Raw genomic sequence first — 14,084 nt, 5'->3', positions numbered from 1 at the left:
GTCACTTCCCTTCCGTTCCGGTCGCCTCGGGTGCCCGCATGTTCCGTTCGCGGGCGACCCGCAGCCCGGCGAGGGTCGCGTCGCCCGGCGCCGCGCTGTCGTTCGCGCCGGGACGTTCGTCGGGGAATCCGGCCAGGATGCGGGCGGTTTCGCGGAATGTGCACAGCGACGCGCCGCGGGTCGGCGTGATGCGTTTGCCGGCCCACAGGGCGTCGACGAGCGCGGTCGCCGAGTCCGGGGTCTGGTTGTCGAAGAATTCCCAGTTGACCATCACCACGGGCGCGAAGTCGCAGGCCGCGTTGCATTCGATGTGATCGAGGGTGATCTTCCCGTCCGGGGTGGTGTCGTCCGCCGAGCCGGGGTCGACACCGAGATGCTCTGCGAGGGCCTCGAGGATCGCGTCCCCGCCCATGATCGCGCACAGGGTGTTGGTGCAGACCCCGACGTGGTAGTCGCCGGTCGGGCGGCGGCGGTACATCGAGTAGAAGGTGGCCACGGCCGCGACCTCGGCACCGGTGAGCGCGAGTTGCGCTGCGCAGAACTCGATTCCGGCGGGGGTGATGTAGCCGTCCTCGGCCTGGACGAGGTGCAGCAGCGGGATCAGGGCGGACCGCGTCACCGGGTAGCGGGCGATGATCGCGGCGGCGTCGGCCTCGAGACGCTCCCGCACGTCCGGCGGGTACGTCCGGGGTGCGCCGGGGTGTTCGATGCGCTCGGTTTCGGCTGCCGTGCGGCCCAATTCGACGAAGACCGGCTCCGGCCGGTTCGCCGGGACCGCGGATTCGCCGGTCGTGTGTGCCCGGGTCATCGGTCCACACCTCCCATCACCGGATCGATGCTGGCGACCGCGGCGATGACGTCGGCGACCATGCCGCCCTCGCACATCGCCGCGACCGCCTGCAGGTTCGTGAACGACGGGTCCCGGTAGTGCACCCGGTACGGGCGGGTGCCGCCGTCGCTGACCATGTGCACTCCGAGTTCGCCGCGGGGCGATTCGACGGCCACGTACACCTGTCCGGCCGGGACCCGGAATCCCTCGGTGACCAGCTTGAAATGGTGGATGAGTGCTTCCATGGAAGTGCCCATGATCTTGCCGATGTACTCCGGCGAGTTGCCGAGTCCGTCCTCGCGCACCGCCAGGTCGGCCGGCCACCCGACCTTCGGGTCCTCGACCATCACCGGTCCGGGCCGCAGCCGATCGAGGCACTGCTCGACGATCTTCAGCGATTCCTTCATCTCTCCGACCCGGATCAGATAGCGGCCGTAGCAGTCGCAGCCGGTGTCGGTGACGACGTCGAATTCGTACGTGTCGTAACCGCAATAGGGTTGCGACTTGCGCAGATCGTGCGGCAGTCCCGTCGATCGCAGGACCGGGCCGGTGATGCCGAGCGCCATGCAGCCCATCAGGTCCAGGTAGCCGACGTCCTTCGTGCGGGCCTTCCAGATGGCGTTCTCGTCGAGGAGGTCCTCGAGGTCGCGCAGGCGGCGCGGGACGACGTCGAGGACCTCGCGGACCTTGTCGAGCGAACCGTCCGGCAGGTCCTGCGCCAGCCCACCGGGCCGGATGTAGCCGTGGTTCATGCGCAGCCCGGTGACGGCCTCGAACACGTCGAGGATCAGTTCGCGTTCGCGGAACCCGAGGAACATCGACGTCATGGCCCCGAGTTCCATCCCGCCGGTGGCCAGTGCCACCAGGTGCGAGGAGACGCGGTTGAGTTCCATGAGCATCACCCGCACGACGGTGGCGCGTTCGGGCACGAGATCGGTGATGCCGAGCAGTTTCTCGACGCCCAGGCAGTAGGCGGTCTCGTTGAAGAACGAGGACAGGTAGTCCATCCGGGTGACGAAGGTGACGCCCTGTGTCCACGTGCGGAATTCGAGGTTCTTCTCGATTCCGGTGTGCAGGTAGCCGATACCGCAACGGGCCTCGGTGACGGTTTCGCCGTCCATCTCGAGGATGAGCCGCAGCACGCCGTGCGTGGACGGGTGTTGCGGACCCATGTTGACGACGATGCGTTCCTCGGCCAGTTCGGCGTCCGGTCCGCCCGAGGCGCGGACCGCGTCGACGATCTCGTCCCAGTCCTGGCCGGCGACGGTGTAGACGGTGCCCTCGGCGTTCCCGCCGGTCGAATACGGATCGCTCATCAGTGGTACGCCCTCCGTTCGTCGGGTGGCGGTGTCCGCGCACCCTTGTATTCGACGGGGATTCCTCCGAGGGGGTAGTCCTTGCGCTGCGGATGTCCCACCCAGTCGTCGGGCATCTCGATGCGGGTGAGCGCCGGATGCCCGTCGAACACGATCCCGAAGAAGTCGTAGGTTTCCCGCTCGTGCCAGTCGACGGTCGGGTACACCGCGTACAGCGACGGAATGTGCGGGTGGGCATCGGGAACCGACACCTCGAGCCGGATCCGCCGGTTGTGGGTGATCGACATCAGGTGGTAGACCGCGTGCAGTTCGCGCCCGGTCTCGTGCGGGAAGTGCACCCCGCTGACGCCGAGGCACAGTTCGAACCGCAGTCCGGGTTCGTCCCGCAGGCACCGCGCGACCCGGGGCAGGTGCTCGGCGCGGACGTGGACGGTCATCTCGTCGCGGTCGACGACGACACGTTCGATCGCCTCCCCCGGGTTCACCGACGCCTGCGTCAGCGCCGCTTCGAGACCGTCGGCGACCTCGTCGAACCACCCGCCGTACGGGCGGGGTGTGGCACCGGGCAGCGCGATCGGCCGGACGAGCCCGCCGTATCCGGACGTGTCACCGGTGTCGGGCGGCCCGAACATTCCGCGGCGCACGTCGATGACCTCGGGTTCGCTCGGTTCCCGCCCGACCGGCTCCGGCCCGGTCATCGCAGCAGGCCCTTCAGTTCGAGGGTGGTCGGGGACGCGAGCGCCGCCTTCTCGGTTTCGCGGATCACCTCTTCGCGGTTGACGCCGAGCGGCATCTGCTGGATCTTCTCGTGCAGCTTCAGGATCGCGTGGAGCAGCATCTCCGGCCGGGGCGGGCAGCCGGGCAGGTAGATGTCGACGGGCACCACGTGGTCGACGCCCTGCACGATCGCGTAGTTGTTGAACATGCCGCCGGACGAGGCGCACACCCCCATCGCGAGCACCCATTTCGGTTCGACCATCTGGTCGTAGACCTGCCGCAGCACCGGCGCCATCTTCTGGCTCACCCGGCCGGCGACGATCATCAGGTCGGCCTGCCGGGGCGAGGCGCGGAACGCCTCCATCCCGAAGCGGGCGATGTCGAAACGCCCCGACACGGTGGTCATCATCTCGATCGCGCAACACGCCAGGCCGAAGGTCGCGGGCCACAACGAGCCCTTGCGGGCGTACCCGGCCGCGGCCTCGACCGTGCTCAGCAGGAAACCGCTCGGTACCTTCTCCTCGATTCCCATGTCCGACTCATCTCGCTTCCGGTGTCGCTGTCGTCGCGCGTGGCGGTGTGGTCTGGGGTGGCGCTGTGGTCCCGCGCCGGTTCAGTCCCATCCGAGACCACCGCGCCGCCACTCGTAGACGTAGGCCACGGACACGTTGAACAGGAACAGCGCCATGGCGGCGAGGCCGAACAGGCCGAGGCTGTCGAAGTGCACCGCCCACGGGTAGAGGAAGACGATCTCGATGTCGAAGATGATGAACAGCATCGCTGTCAGGTAGTACTTGACCGGGAACCGCCCGCCACCCGTGGGCGGCGGCGTCGGGTCGATCCCGCATTCGTAGGCCTCGAGTTTCGCCCGGTTGTATCGCCGGGGACCGACCAGTCCGGCCACCCCCACGGAGAACAGCGCGAAGACGACCGCGATCGCCCCGAGCACGAGGATCGGCACATAGAGGTTCATGTCCGCTGATCCCCCTTCTCGTGACCCCGGTGTGCTCGGCACGAAACCGACCGGTCTCACCGATCGCCTCGGCTCGATGCGTAACCGGAATCACTCCTTCGGCCTGGGTGTGATATGTGCGACTCACCCTACAAGGGTTGTCCCCAGCCTTGTCCCGATTTTCACGGTGCTTTCACGGTGCCGAAATTCGGTGGGATCGAAACGGATCCGTGACAAGCGACCACGCGAGTCGTCGCTGTCACAAACCCGTCACGGACAGGTCACACGCGGCGCAGGAGGGGCAGCGCCGCCTCGGCGAGCCGGAACGGATCGACCGGGTGCAGAACCGCCGCGTCGGCCCTCGACCAGGAGGCCAGCCACGCGTCGTCTCGGCGGCCCAGCAACAGCAGCAGGGGCGGGCACGGATCGATCTCGTCGCGCAGTTGCTTCGCCAGGCCGATGCCGCCGACCGGGGTCGCTTCCCCGTCGAGGACGGCGAGGGCGATGTCGCCCTCCTCCACGCGCCGGATGACGACCGGCGCGGTGGCCACCTCGACGTACTCGAGTTCCGGGAGATCCGGGTGTGGGCGCGTCCCCAGCGCACGCACGACCTGCGCGCGGGTGTTCGCGTCGTGGCTGTATACGAGCACACGCAACGGGGCTGCCCCGCCGGACGAGTCGGTCACGGACCCGATGCTAGGGCACCGACCGCACCACCGCCCGGATCCGACCGAATTCGGCGCGCGGCGAAATCACGGTTCCGCGTGGACGTTCCGATCCGGATCCTGCCCGTCCCGCGAGACGACGATCCCGATCGCCCCGGGACCGACGTGTGCGCCCAGCACGGCGTCGAGTTCGGTCATCCGCAGTTCCGTGCCCTCCGGCAGCCGCCCGGTCAGTTCGTCGAGGAGGGACTTCGCGCGCTCGGGGGCGTCCCGGTGGTGCACCGCGACCTTCGGCTCGGCGATCTTCGCGACCTCGGCGCACTGGTCGACGACGGCCTCGACGAGCTTGGCGAGCGCCTTGGACATGGTCCGGGTCTTCTCCCGCAGGACGAGCTTGCCGTCGACGAGATGCAGGACCGGCTTCATCGACAGGGCCGTACCGAGCAACGCGGTCGCGGTGCCGATCCGGCCGCCGCGCCGCAGATGGTCGAGCCGGTCGACGACGAGCAGCGCGCGGCCGGCCTCGGCGACGTCGACGGCGCGCGCAAACACCTCGTCGAGCGACGCGCCGGTCTCGGCGAGCCGCGCCGCGGCGAGTGCCGAGAAGCCCAATCCCATTGCCGTGTTGCGAGAATCGACGAGACGCACGCGTCCCCCGAATGCGTCGGCCGCGTACTTGGCGGCCTCCCAGGTGCCGGACAGCTGCCGCGAGATGTGCACGGCGACCACGCCGTCACCGTCGCTGTCGGCGAGCGCCCGAGCGTAGACATCGGTGAGCTCGGCGGGCGCCGGCCCCGAGGTGGTTACCTTCGACAGGTCCTCGGGCAGTTCGTCGACGCCCTCGCGGAGCTCACGACCCTCGGAGATCACGTGCAGCGGCACGACACGGATGTCGTACCGCTCCACCGCTTCCCGATCCAGACAGCACGACGAATCGGTCACCACCACAACAGACACGTCGACTACCGTATGCCGTCTGCCACCGAATCCGCATCTCGGTGCACCATCCGCACCGCTTCGACCATCGCGGCGGCGACCTTGCGGTGCCCGTCCCAGCCCCAGTGGATACCGTCCGGGTTCGCGTCGTCCGATTGGATGTTCTCGCGGACCGCCGCCGCCAGATCGACCAGGGGAACGGACTTTTCGGCCGCCCACGCGGTGATCGCGCGGGCCGCCGCGGGACGGCCCTTGTGGACCGACGCGTACTGCTCGCTGCGGTGCACCGACGGCAGGGTGGCGATCACCGGCAGGTCGGGACGCATGTAGGCGAGCGAGTCGCGGATGGTCTCGAGGTATTCGACGCTCACTCGCGCCGGAAGCGCGACCGGCCAGCCGAGCGGCGACAGCCGTGGCTGGAGCCAGCCGTACGCGTTGCGCACGACGCGGCGCAGCGACGCCGGCCGCACGTAGCGGAGCTGTTCGCGCAGCGCGGTCGGCAGGGGCGACGGCAGCGTGTCCATGCCACCGACGGCGAGCACGACGGCACCCGCGCGCGGGATCGACGCCCATACACGGGGATCCTGCGTCATCGCCCACCACGCGTCGCGCGTCGTCCAGCCGATCCGGGCGATCAGCTCGACATCCCAGCCGAGTTCGGCCGCAGCGAGGTTCGGCCAGATCCGCGGATCGTCCGCGGGCAGGCCGCCCTTCGGGCCGTAGTAGCTGAGCGAGTCGCCGATGACCAGCAGGGTCGGTCGCGTCGATCCGCCGGTGGCGTCCGGAACCTCCGGTGCGTCAGAGGACGTCATCGGCCACCACGTTCGCCGTCGCGTTCCACACATCGAGCCGCCATGCGGGTTCCTCTCCGTAGCCGCTGAGCCGTACCCAACCGGTGTTGCCGAGACCGCCGAGGATCGGCCAGCGATCCACGGGCAGATCCAGGAGGGCGGCGGTGAGCGCGGCAATCAGCCCGCCGTGCGCGACCAGGACGATCGGCCGTTCCCCCCAGTGTTCGTACTTGTCGAGCAGTTCCCGCACGACCGGGACGGCACGCCGCGCCACGTCGACCCTGCTCTCCCCCTCCGGCGGTGCCCATGTCGCATCGGCGCGCCACGCGGCCCGGGCACCGGGCGCGACCGAGTCGACGTCGTGGTGCGTGAGCCCCTGCCACTTCCCGAGGTGCGTTTCCCGCAGGCGCGGGTCGATCTCGACGGGAACACCCGCGCTGTCGCCGAGCACGACCGCGGTGTCGTAGGCGCGCCGCAGGTCGGACGAGACGACCGCGAGCGGCTCGAACGCCGCGATCTCCCGTGCCGCGGCGACCGCCTGGCGCCGGCCCAGCTCGGACAGCTCGGTGTCGAGCTGGCCCTGCATGCGGCTGGTCGCGTTGTACTCGGTCTGTCCGTGACGCAGCAGGATCAGCCGGCGGACGATCTCCGTCACAGGTGGTCCGGGGTTTCCGGCAGCGCGTCGTGGGCGGGCGCGGTGAGGTTCCGTGTCGACGGTTCGATGCCCTCGACCGGCACGGTCGGGCAGTCCTTCCACAGCCGCTCGAGGGCGTAGAAGTTGCGTTCCTCGTCGTGCTGGATGTGCACGACGACGTCGATGTAGTCGAGCAGCGTCCAGCGCCCTTCGCGGGTGCCCTCACGGCGCACCGGCTTGTGGCCGGCCTCGCGCAGCTTCTCCTCGACGTTGTCGACGATCGCGTTGACCTGCCGCTCGTTCGCCGCGGAGGCGATCACGAAGCAGTCGGTGATCACGAGCTGCTCGGAGACGTCGAGCACCACGACGTCGGATGCCAGTTTCTCGTCGGCCGCCAGGGCCGCGATACGTGCCATCTCGATGGCTTCTGCCGATGCGCTCACTGCGTGCTCTTTCTCTCGGTTGCGGTGCGGGGCGGTTCCGGTGCGGCCCCGCGGCGGACCGTCTGTGGGTCGGTCACCGCGGCGGCCCCGTCGGGCCGCCGTGAATCCTGCGGACGATACAGATTGCGTTTGCTGATGTACTGCACCACCCCGTCCGGGACGAGGTACCACACCGGGCGGTTCGCGCTGACCCGCGTGCGGCAGTCCGTCGACGATATCGCCAGGGCGGGGATCTCGACGAGGCTCACAGCGTCGGCGGGCAGGCCTTCGAGGTGCGGCGCGAGGTGCTCGACGTTGAGGTCGTAGCCGGGCCGGGAGACGCCGACGAAGCGCGCACGGTCGAACAGCACCTGCCATTCCTGCCAGGACAGGATCGACGCGAGCGCGTCCGCGCCGGTGATGAAGTACAGCTCGGCATCGGGCAGCCGTTCGTGCAGGTCCCGCAGGGTGTCGACGGTGTACGTCGGCTTGCCGCGGTCGATGTCGACACGGCTGACGGAGAACCGGGGGTTCGACGCGGTCGCGATGACCGTCATCAGGTAGCGGTCCTCGGCGGAGCTGACGTGGCGGTCGGATTTCTGCCACGGCTGCCCGGTCGGCACGAAGATGACCTCGTCGAGACCGAAGCGGTCGGCGACTTCGCTGGCCGCCACGAGGTGTCCGTGGTGGATGGGATCGAACGTGCCGCCCATGACACCCACGCGCCGGGGCGGCGCGGGTTGCAGGTCGGATGGCTGTTGCACGGTTGACCAGCTTACGGGTTCACCGGCGCGGCCCTGCCTTCGCAGGGTCGGCAGGGGCGTCAGACCGGCAGGAGCGTCGACACGACCGCCGCGAGCTGCTGCGCGGTCCGGCACTCGTGCATGGTGACGACCTCGCTGTACACCTTCGCCGCCGAGTCGCCGGAACCCCACTGCCCCCGCGGTTCGGGGTTGAGCCAGTGCGCGTGCCGCGCGACCGTCACCAGATGCTCGAGCGCCTCACGGTTCGGATTGCGGTAGTTGGTACGCCCGTCGCCGAGGATCAGCAGCGAACTGCGGCTGGTGAGGCTGTGCGCATACTGCTCGGCGAACACCCCGATCGCGTTGCCGTAGTCCGAGTGCCCGTCGTACGCGATGAGATCGGCCTCGCGCAGCATCCGCGCCATCGACGTCCCCAGGTCGGAACCCGCGGAGAAGTAGTCGGTGACCTCGTCGGTGGTGTCGATGAACGCGAACACCCGCACCCGGGTGAACTGCTCGCGCAGCGCGTGCACCAGCAGCAACGTGAAGTGCGAGAACCCGGCGACGGACCCGGAGACGTCGCAGAGCACCACCAGTTCCGGGCGGGCCGGGCGCGGCTTGCGGTTGACCAGGTCGATCGGCACACCGCCGGTCGACATCGACTTGCGCAGGGTGCGGCGCAGGTCGATGGCCCCGGCGCGGGCCCGGCGCCGGCGTGCTGCGAGCCGGCTCGCCAGCAACCGGGCCAGCGGGGTGACGCTGCGGCGCAACGCCGTCAGCTCCGCGTCCGAGGCGCGCAGGAAGTCGACCTCCTCGGCCAGCTTCGGCACACCGTACTTCTCGACGCGGTCGCGACCGACCTGCTCGGCGGTGCGCCGGCGCGTCTCGCGCTCGACCATCGCCCGGAAATCGGCGACGCGACGCGCGGAGGTGCGGCGCGCGACCTCGGTCTCGTAGTCGCCGGCCGGTTCGTGCTCCTCCGACGACCCGTTGCCCAGCAGCCCCTCGAGGATGCGAGTGACGAGCGTTTCCGGTTTGACGTCCCGCAGCGCCTGATACGCGGAGAACGAGGGACCGTTCCCGGACTGGTACTGGCCGAGTTCCTCGACGAGCTGGGCGGTGAGCAGCTCGGTCAGCTCCAGCGCTTCGGGCGAATCGTCGGACAGCAGCTCGGCGATCAGGTCGCGCAGCGCCTCGAAGTCGATGTCCCCATCCGGTGTGCGCGGCAGCGACGGGTCGATTCCCCCTGCTTCGCGGTTCCCGACCGCGGCGGGGAACCACAGGTCGAACAGCGCGTCGAAGGTGGCGCGGTGGGTGGGCCGGCGCAGCAGCGTGCACGCGAGCCCCTCCCGCAGCGCCTCACGGTCGAGCAGGTCCAGCACCGTCATCACCTGACCGGCGTCGACGGTCTCCGACGGCCCGACCGCGATGCCGCGCCGGCGCAGCGCCTCGACGAAGCCGACGAGGTGGCCCGGCAACCCGTGCGGAGCGGCGGGCCCTCGGTTCTGCCCGGGCGGGCGTGCGCCGGCCATCTCAGTTCAGCCGCAGCTCGGCAGCAGCACGCTGCTGATCGGACTGGTGTTTGAGCACGACCCCGAGCGTGGTGCGAACCGCCGCGTCGTCGAGGGTGTCGAGTCCGAGCGCCAGCAGCGTGCGGCCCCAGTCGATCGTCTCGGCGACCGACGGCAGCTTCTTGAGCTGCATGCCGCGCAGCACCCGCACGGTGCGCACGAGCTGTTCGGCGACGGCCTCGGGCAGCTCCGGGACCCGGCTCGCCAGGATCCGGCGCTCGAGTTCCGCGTCCGGGAAGTCCAGGTGCAGGAACAGGCAGCGGCGCTTGAGCGCCTCGGACAGCTCCCGCGCCGCGTTCGAGGTGAGCACCGCGAACGGCTTGCGCACGGCGCGGATCGTCCCGAGTTCGGGGACGGTGACGGCGAAATCGCTGAGCACCTCGAGCAGCAGGCCCTCGATCTCCACGTCCGCCTTGTCGACCTCGTCGACGAGCAGCACCGTCGGATCCTCCCGGCGGATCGCCGTCAGCAGCGGCCGCGAGAGCAGGAACTCCTCGGAGAACACGTCCTGCTTCGTCGAATCCCACGACTCACCGGTTCCGCTCGCGGCGTTCGCACCCGCCGCCTGGATCCGCAGGATCTGCTTGGCGTGATTCCACTCGTACAACGCGCGGGACTCGTCGACGCCCTCGTAGCACTGCAGGCGCACCAGTTCGGCGCCGGAGGTCTGCGCGACGGCACGCGCGAGTTCGGTCTTCCCGACACCGGCCGGCCCCTCGATGAGCAGCGGCTTGCCCAGCCGGTCCGCAAGGAACACGGCGGTGGCGGTTGCCTTGTCGGCGAGGTAACCCGTCTCCGCGAGACGTGTGATCACATCGTCGACGTCGGCGAAGATCGGCGGAGTGGTCGGCAGCGCACGATCCACGCTGGATCCTTTCGATCAGGCCGGGCGGGTGTGGCCGTCGCCCCACACCACCCACTTGGTGGAGGTCAGCTCCGGCAACCCCATCGGGCCGCGGGCGTGCAGCTTCTGGGTGGAGATGCCGATCTCGGCACCGAACCCGAACTGCTCGCCGTCGGTGAATGCGGTCGAAGCGTTGACCATAACCGCTGCGGCATCGACCCGCGCGGTGAACTCCCGGGCCGCAGCCAGATCCGAGGTGACGATCGCCTCGGTGTGGCCGGTGCCGTAGCGGTCGATGTGCTCGACCGCGGCATCCAGATCGTCGACGACGGCCATCGCCACGTCGAGTGTCAGGTACTCCTCGGACCAGTCCGCGTCCGTCGCCGGGACCATGCCGGGCAGGTCGCCGTGCACGACGACGCTGTGGGCCTGCATCACCTGCATCAGCTGCGGCACCGCGGTGTCGGCGATCGCCTTGTCCACCAGGATGGTCTCGACGGTGTTGCACACGCTCGGCCGGCGCGTCTTGGCGTTGACGACGATCTTCTCGGCCATCTCGAGGTCCGCGGCCGAGTGCACGTACACGTGGCAGTTGCCGACCCCGGTCTCGATGGTCGGCACCGTCGCGTCGCGCACGACCGCGGAGATCAGGCCCGCGCCACCGCGCGGGACGACGACGTCGACCAGGCCGCGGGCCTGGATCAGGTGGGTGACCGAGGAGCGGTCCTCGCTCGGCAGCAGCTGCACCGCGTCCGCGGGAAGCCCCTGCGCTTCGAGCGCGCCGCGCAGCGCCTCGACCAGTGCCGCGTTGGACCGCTTCGCCGACGACGAACCACGCAGCAGCGCGGCGTTGCCGGACTTGAGGGCGAGACCGAAGGCGTCGACGGTGACGTTGGGCCGGGCCTCGTACACCATGCCGACGACACCGAGGGGCACCCGCAGCTGCCGGATCTCGAGGCCGTTCGGCAGCGTCGAGCCGCGCACCACTTCACCGACCGGGTCCGGCAGACCGGCGACCTGACGCAGCCCGGACGCGATGCCCTCGATCCGGGCCTGGGTCAGCCGCAGGCGGTCCAGGATCGATTCCTCGGTCCCGGCTTCGCGTGCAGCGTCGACGTCCGCGGTGTTCGCGGCGAGAACCGCATCGGCCGCGGCGAGAACCGCGTCCGCCGCGGCGTGCAGCGCGGCGTCCTTTTCGACGGTGGTCAGCAGGGCGAGACGACGGGACGCGACCCGGGCACGACGCGCCGCGGCGTGCACGGCCTCGCGAATGTCCCCGGTGTCCTTTGCAGCAGCGTCCGATGCGGCGGTGTCGGGAGTCACGGCAGTCATGGTTGACAGAGTAGTCGCCGCGCCGGAACAGCCGCTCAGCGCAGCCCGGTGCCCCGGGCGAGAGCGGTCTGCACGAGGATCGAGACGAGCTCGCTGTAACCGATGCCCGCCGCCTCCCACATCCGCGGGTACATCGAGATCGACGTGAAGCCGGGCATCGTATTGATCTCGTTGATCACCGGTCCGTTGTCGGTCACGAAGAAGTCGACGCGCGACAGCCCCTGGCAATCGAGTGCCCGGAACGCGCGGATCGCGAGCGCCCGCAGTTCCTCGCTGACGTCGTCGTCGAGCTTTGCGGGCACGTCGAACTCGCACACGTCGTCGAGGTACTTGGTGTCGAAGTCGTAGAACGCCTCGTGGTTGCCGGAGCTGTCCGGCATGCGGATCTCGGCGACCACGCTGGCCCGCACGTCGCCGTCCGGGAATTCGAGCACGCCGCACTCGACCTCGCGCCCGACGATCGCGGATTCGACGATGACCTTCGGATCGTGCAGGCGCGCCTTCTCGAGTGCCGCGTCGAACGACTCCCAGTCGGCGACCCGGCTGATGCCGATGGACGAGCCGCCGCGGGCGGGCTTGACGAACACCGGCAGACCCAGCTGTTCCTTCTGCTCCTCGGTGAGCGAATCGACTCCCGGGCGCAGCACGATCTGGAATCCGACCGGCAGCCCCTCGGCGGCCAGCAGCTTCTTGGTGAATTCCTTGTCCATGCCCGCGGCACTGGCGAGCACACCCGGACCGACGTACGGGATGCCCGCGAGCTCGAGCAGCCCCTGGATCGTGCCGTCCTCCCCGTAGGCGCCGTGCAGCACCGGGAACACCACGTCGACCGACGCGAGGACCTTGCCGAACTCCCCTTCGTCGAGTGCGACGATGTCGCCGCTGCGAGTCGGGTCGGCGGTGAGCACGAGGGCCGACCCGTCCGCCGCGACCGTCGGCAGTTCGCGCCCGGCCTTCGCCAGCCGGGCGGGATCGGAGTCGCCGAGCACCCACGCGCCGTCGGTGGTGATCCCGATCGGCACGACCTCGTACAGTTCGGGATCGAGATTGGTCAGGATGCTGCCTGCGGAAACGCAGGAAACGGAATGTTCGTTGCTGCGGCCGCCGAACACGACGGCCACCCGGGTGCGGGGATTGCTCACGTACAAACCGTACCGGCACGGGTACCGGCTGCCATACCCGAGTAGGGCCGGTTCGTTCACGATGCCGTGCCGGTCACACCGCCCGGAGAGCCGCGTCGATGTCCGCGAGGAGATCCTCGGCATCCTCGATGCCGCACGAGAGCCGGACGAATCCGGCGGGCACGCGGTCGCCCCAGCGGGCGCGCCGGTCGGCCGTGGTGTGGATCCCGCCGAAACTCGTCGCCGCTCCGACCAGCTCGGAGGCCGCGACGAACCGGTGGAAGGCGTGCTCGTCGGCGAGCCGGAACGTCACCAGCGGACCGAACCTGCTCATCTGCGCGGCGGCGATCGGATGGGCGGGATCGTCCGGCAGCCCCGGATAGCGCACCCCCTCGACGGCGGGATGCGATCGCAGCATCCGCGCGACCGCGAGGGCGTTGGCGCACTGCCGCTCGAACCGCAGGCCCGCGGTCCCGAGGCTGCGGTGCGCCAGCCACGTCTCGAACGGTCCGAGGACGGTGCCGGAGAACAACCGCTCCCGGTCGATACGCGGCAGCAACGCGGAGTCGGCGACGGCGAGGTAGCCGAACAACAGGTCGCTGTGGCCGCTGAGCGATTTGGTGCCGCTCGCGACGACGGCGTCCACGCCGAGCGCCAGCGGCTGCTGGCCGAGCGGGGTGGCCGTGGTGTTGTCGACGAGCAGCAGTGCGTCGCACATGTGGCACACGGTCGCAATCGCGCGCAGGTCCACGGTGTCGAGACCGGGATTCGACGGTGTCTCGACCAGCACGACGGAATTGTCGGGAGCGGTCACCAGAACGTCGGTCAGGGTGCCGTCGCCGAACTCCGCGCAGGACAGTTCGACGACGGTCACCCCGTGCGGCGCCAGGAACTCCTGGGCGTACGCGCGCACCTGGTAGTAGCCGTCGGACGGAACGACGACGGTACCGCCCGGTTGCGCCAGCGACCGCAACGCGACGGTGACAGCGGACATTCCGGACCCGACGACGCGCGCCGCGGCCGCGCCTTCCAGTTCCGCGAGCGCCGATTCGAGTGCCCGCCAACCGGGATTCGATGCGCGCGCGTAGCTGTCGAGCGCCGGATCCTCGTCGGGGCCGAGTTGATAGGGCGCCGCGAACACCGGTCCCGGCTGCATCGGCGCACCCGGTTCATGTTCTGCCGCAACAGCTTTCACGCAGCGTGTCGAATTC

General features: G+C 69.7%; 16 protein-coding genes. All 16 read right to left on the bottom strand.

The annotated features are described in order from the left end of the window. Nucleotide 1 precedes the first annotated feature (1 nt). Nucleotides 2-808 (bottom strand): NADH-quinone oxidoreductase subunit NuoE, encoded by an 807-nt coding sequence (nuoE, locus tag ACWDUD_RS00590; RefSeq protein WP_450108034.1) that lies wholly within the window; start codon nucleotides 806-808, stop codon nucleotides 2-4. Beyond that, nucleotides 805-2,145, bottom strand: coding sequence for an NADH dehydrogenase (quinone) subunit D (gene nuoD / locus ACWDUD_RS00585; protein WP_450108033.1), 1,341 nt, complete (start codon nucleotides 2,143-2,145; stop codon nucleotides 805-807). Before nuoD ends, nuoE begins: the two co-directional genes overlap by 4 nt. Further along, entirely contained in the window at nucleotides 2,145-2,843 is a 699-nt protein-coding gene (locus ACWDUD_RS00580; RefSeq protein WP_450108032.1) for an NADH-quinone oxidoreductase subunit C, read from the bottom strand. Before ACWDUD_RS00580 ends, nuoD begins: the two co-directional genes overlap by 1 nt. After that, on the bottom strand, nucleotides 2,840-3,394 hold the full coding sequence (locus tag ACWDUD_RS00575; protein ID WP_420753365.1) for a NuoB/complex I 20 kDa subunit family protein: 555 nt from the start codon (nucleotides 3,392-3,394) through the stop codon (nucleotides 2,840-2,842). The genes ACWDUD_RS00580 and ACWDUD_RS00575 overlap by 4 nt, the downstream gene beginning before the upstream one ends. An 81-nt stretch (nucleotides 3,395-3,475) precedes the next feature. Beyond that, the gene (locus ACWDUD_RS00570) at nucleotides 3,476-3,835 is read right to left on the bottom strand and encodes an NADH-quinone oxidoreductase subunit A (RefSeq protein ID WP_248673322.1); all 360 of its coding nucleotides are present in this window, start codon (nucleotides 3,833-3,835) and stop codon (nucleotides 3,476-3,478) included. 260 nt (nucleotides 3,836-4,095) lie between these two features. Then, complete coding sequence (locus ACWDUD_RS00565) at nucleotides 4,096-4,500, bottom strand: Rv3143 family two-component system response regulator (RefSeq protein WP_197252204.1); 405 nt, start codon at nucleotides 4,498-4,500, stop codon at nucleotides 4,096-4,098. Between the two features lie 66 nt (nucleotides 4,501-4,566). After that, entirely contained in the window at nucleotides 4,567-5,436 is an 870-nt protein-coding gene (locus ACWDUD_RS00560) for a DegV family protein (RefSeq protein ID WP_197252205.1), read from the bottom strand. Nucleotides 5,437-5,441: 5 nt separating this feature from the next. Continuing rightward, the gene (gene octT, locus ACWDUD_RS00555; RefSeq protein ID WP_197252206.1) at nucleotides 5,442-6,227 is read right to left on the bottom strand and encodes a diglucosylglycerate octanoyltransferase; all 786 of its coding nucleotides are present in this window, start codon (nucleotides 6,225-6,227) and stop codon (nucleotides 5,442-5,444) included. Next, nucleotides 6,214-6,861 carry a histidine phosphatase family protein gene (locus tag ACWDUD_RS00550; protein ID WP_308200764.1) on the bottom strand — a complete coding sequence of 216 codons (648 nt, stop codon included), beginning with the start codon at nucleotides 6,859-6,861 and terminating at the stop codon, nucleotides 6,214-6,216. Before ACWDUD_RS00550 ends, octT begins: the two co-directional genes overlap by 14 nt. After that, the gene (gene rsfS, locus ACWDUD_RS00545) at nucleotides 6,858-7,283 is read right to left on the bottom strand and encodes a ribosome silencing factor (protein WP_197252208.1); all 426 of its coding nucleotides are present in this window, start codon (nucleotides 7,281-7,283) and stop codon (nucleotides 6,858-6,860) included. The genes ACWDUD_RS00550 and rsfS overlap by 4 nt, the downstream gene beginning before the upstream one ends. Beyond that, entirely contained in the window at nucleotides 7,280-7,975 is a 696-nt protein-coding gene (gene nadD / locus ACWDUD_RS00540) for a nicotinate-nucleotide adenylyltransferase (RefSeq protein ID WP_197252220.1), read from the bottom strand. The genes rsfS and nadD overlap by 4 nt, the downstream gene beginning before the upstream one ends. 110 nt (nucleotides 7,976-8,085) lie before the next feature. Continuing rightward, nucleotides 8,086-9,537, bottom strand: coding sequence for a vWA domain-containing protein (locus ACWDUD_RS00535; RefSeq protein WP_450108031.1), 1,452 nt, complete (start codon nucleotides 9,535-9,537; stop codon nucleotides 8,086-8,088). 1 nt (nucleotide 9,538) lies between these two features. Next, on the bottom strand, nucleotides 9,539-10,441 hold the full coding sequence (locus ACWDUD_RS00530; RefSeq protein WP_197252210.1) for an AAA family ATPase: 903 nt from the start codon (nucleotides 10,439-10,441) through the stop codon (nucleotides 9,539-9,541). A 15-nt stretch (nucleotides 10,442-10,456) separates the two neighbouring features. Further along, the gene (locus ACWDUD_RS00525) at nucleotides 10,457-11,752 is read right to left on the bottom strand and encodes a glutamate-5-semialdehyde dehydrogenase (protein ID WP_450108030.1); all 1,296 of its coding nucleotides are present in this window, start codon (nucleotides 11,750-11,752) and stop codon (nucleotides 10,457-10,459) included. 35 nt (nucleotides 11,753-11,787) lie between these two features. Further along, entirely contained in the window at nucleotides 11,788-12,894 is a 1,107-nt protein-coding gene (locus ACWDUD_RS00520; RefSeq protein ID WP_248673326.1) for a D-alanine--D-alanine ligase family protein, read from the bottom strand. 73 nt (nucleotides 12,895-12,967) lie between these two features. Continuing rightward, on the bottom strand, nucleotides 12,968-14,068 hold the full coding sequence (locus tag ACWDUD_RS00515) for a cystathionine gamma-lyase (RefSeq protein ID WP_248673327.1): 1,101 nt from the start codon (nucleotides 14,066-14,068) through the stop codon (nucleotides 12,968-12,970). Nucleotides 14,069-14,084: the final 16 nt, after the last annotated feature.

This window comes from Rhodococcus sp. NPDC003382 (assembly GCF_053589135.1).
Note: the sequence above shows the minus strand (reverse complement) of the source record. Positions and strands in the feature narration are given on the sequence as shown.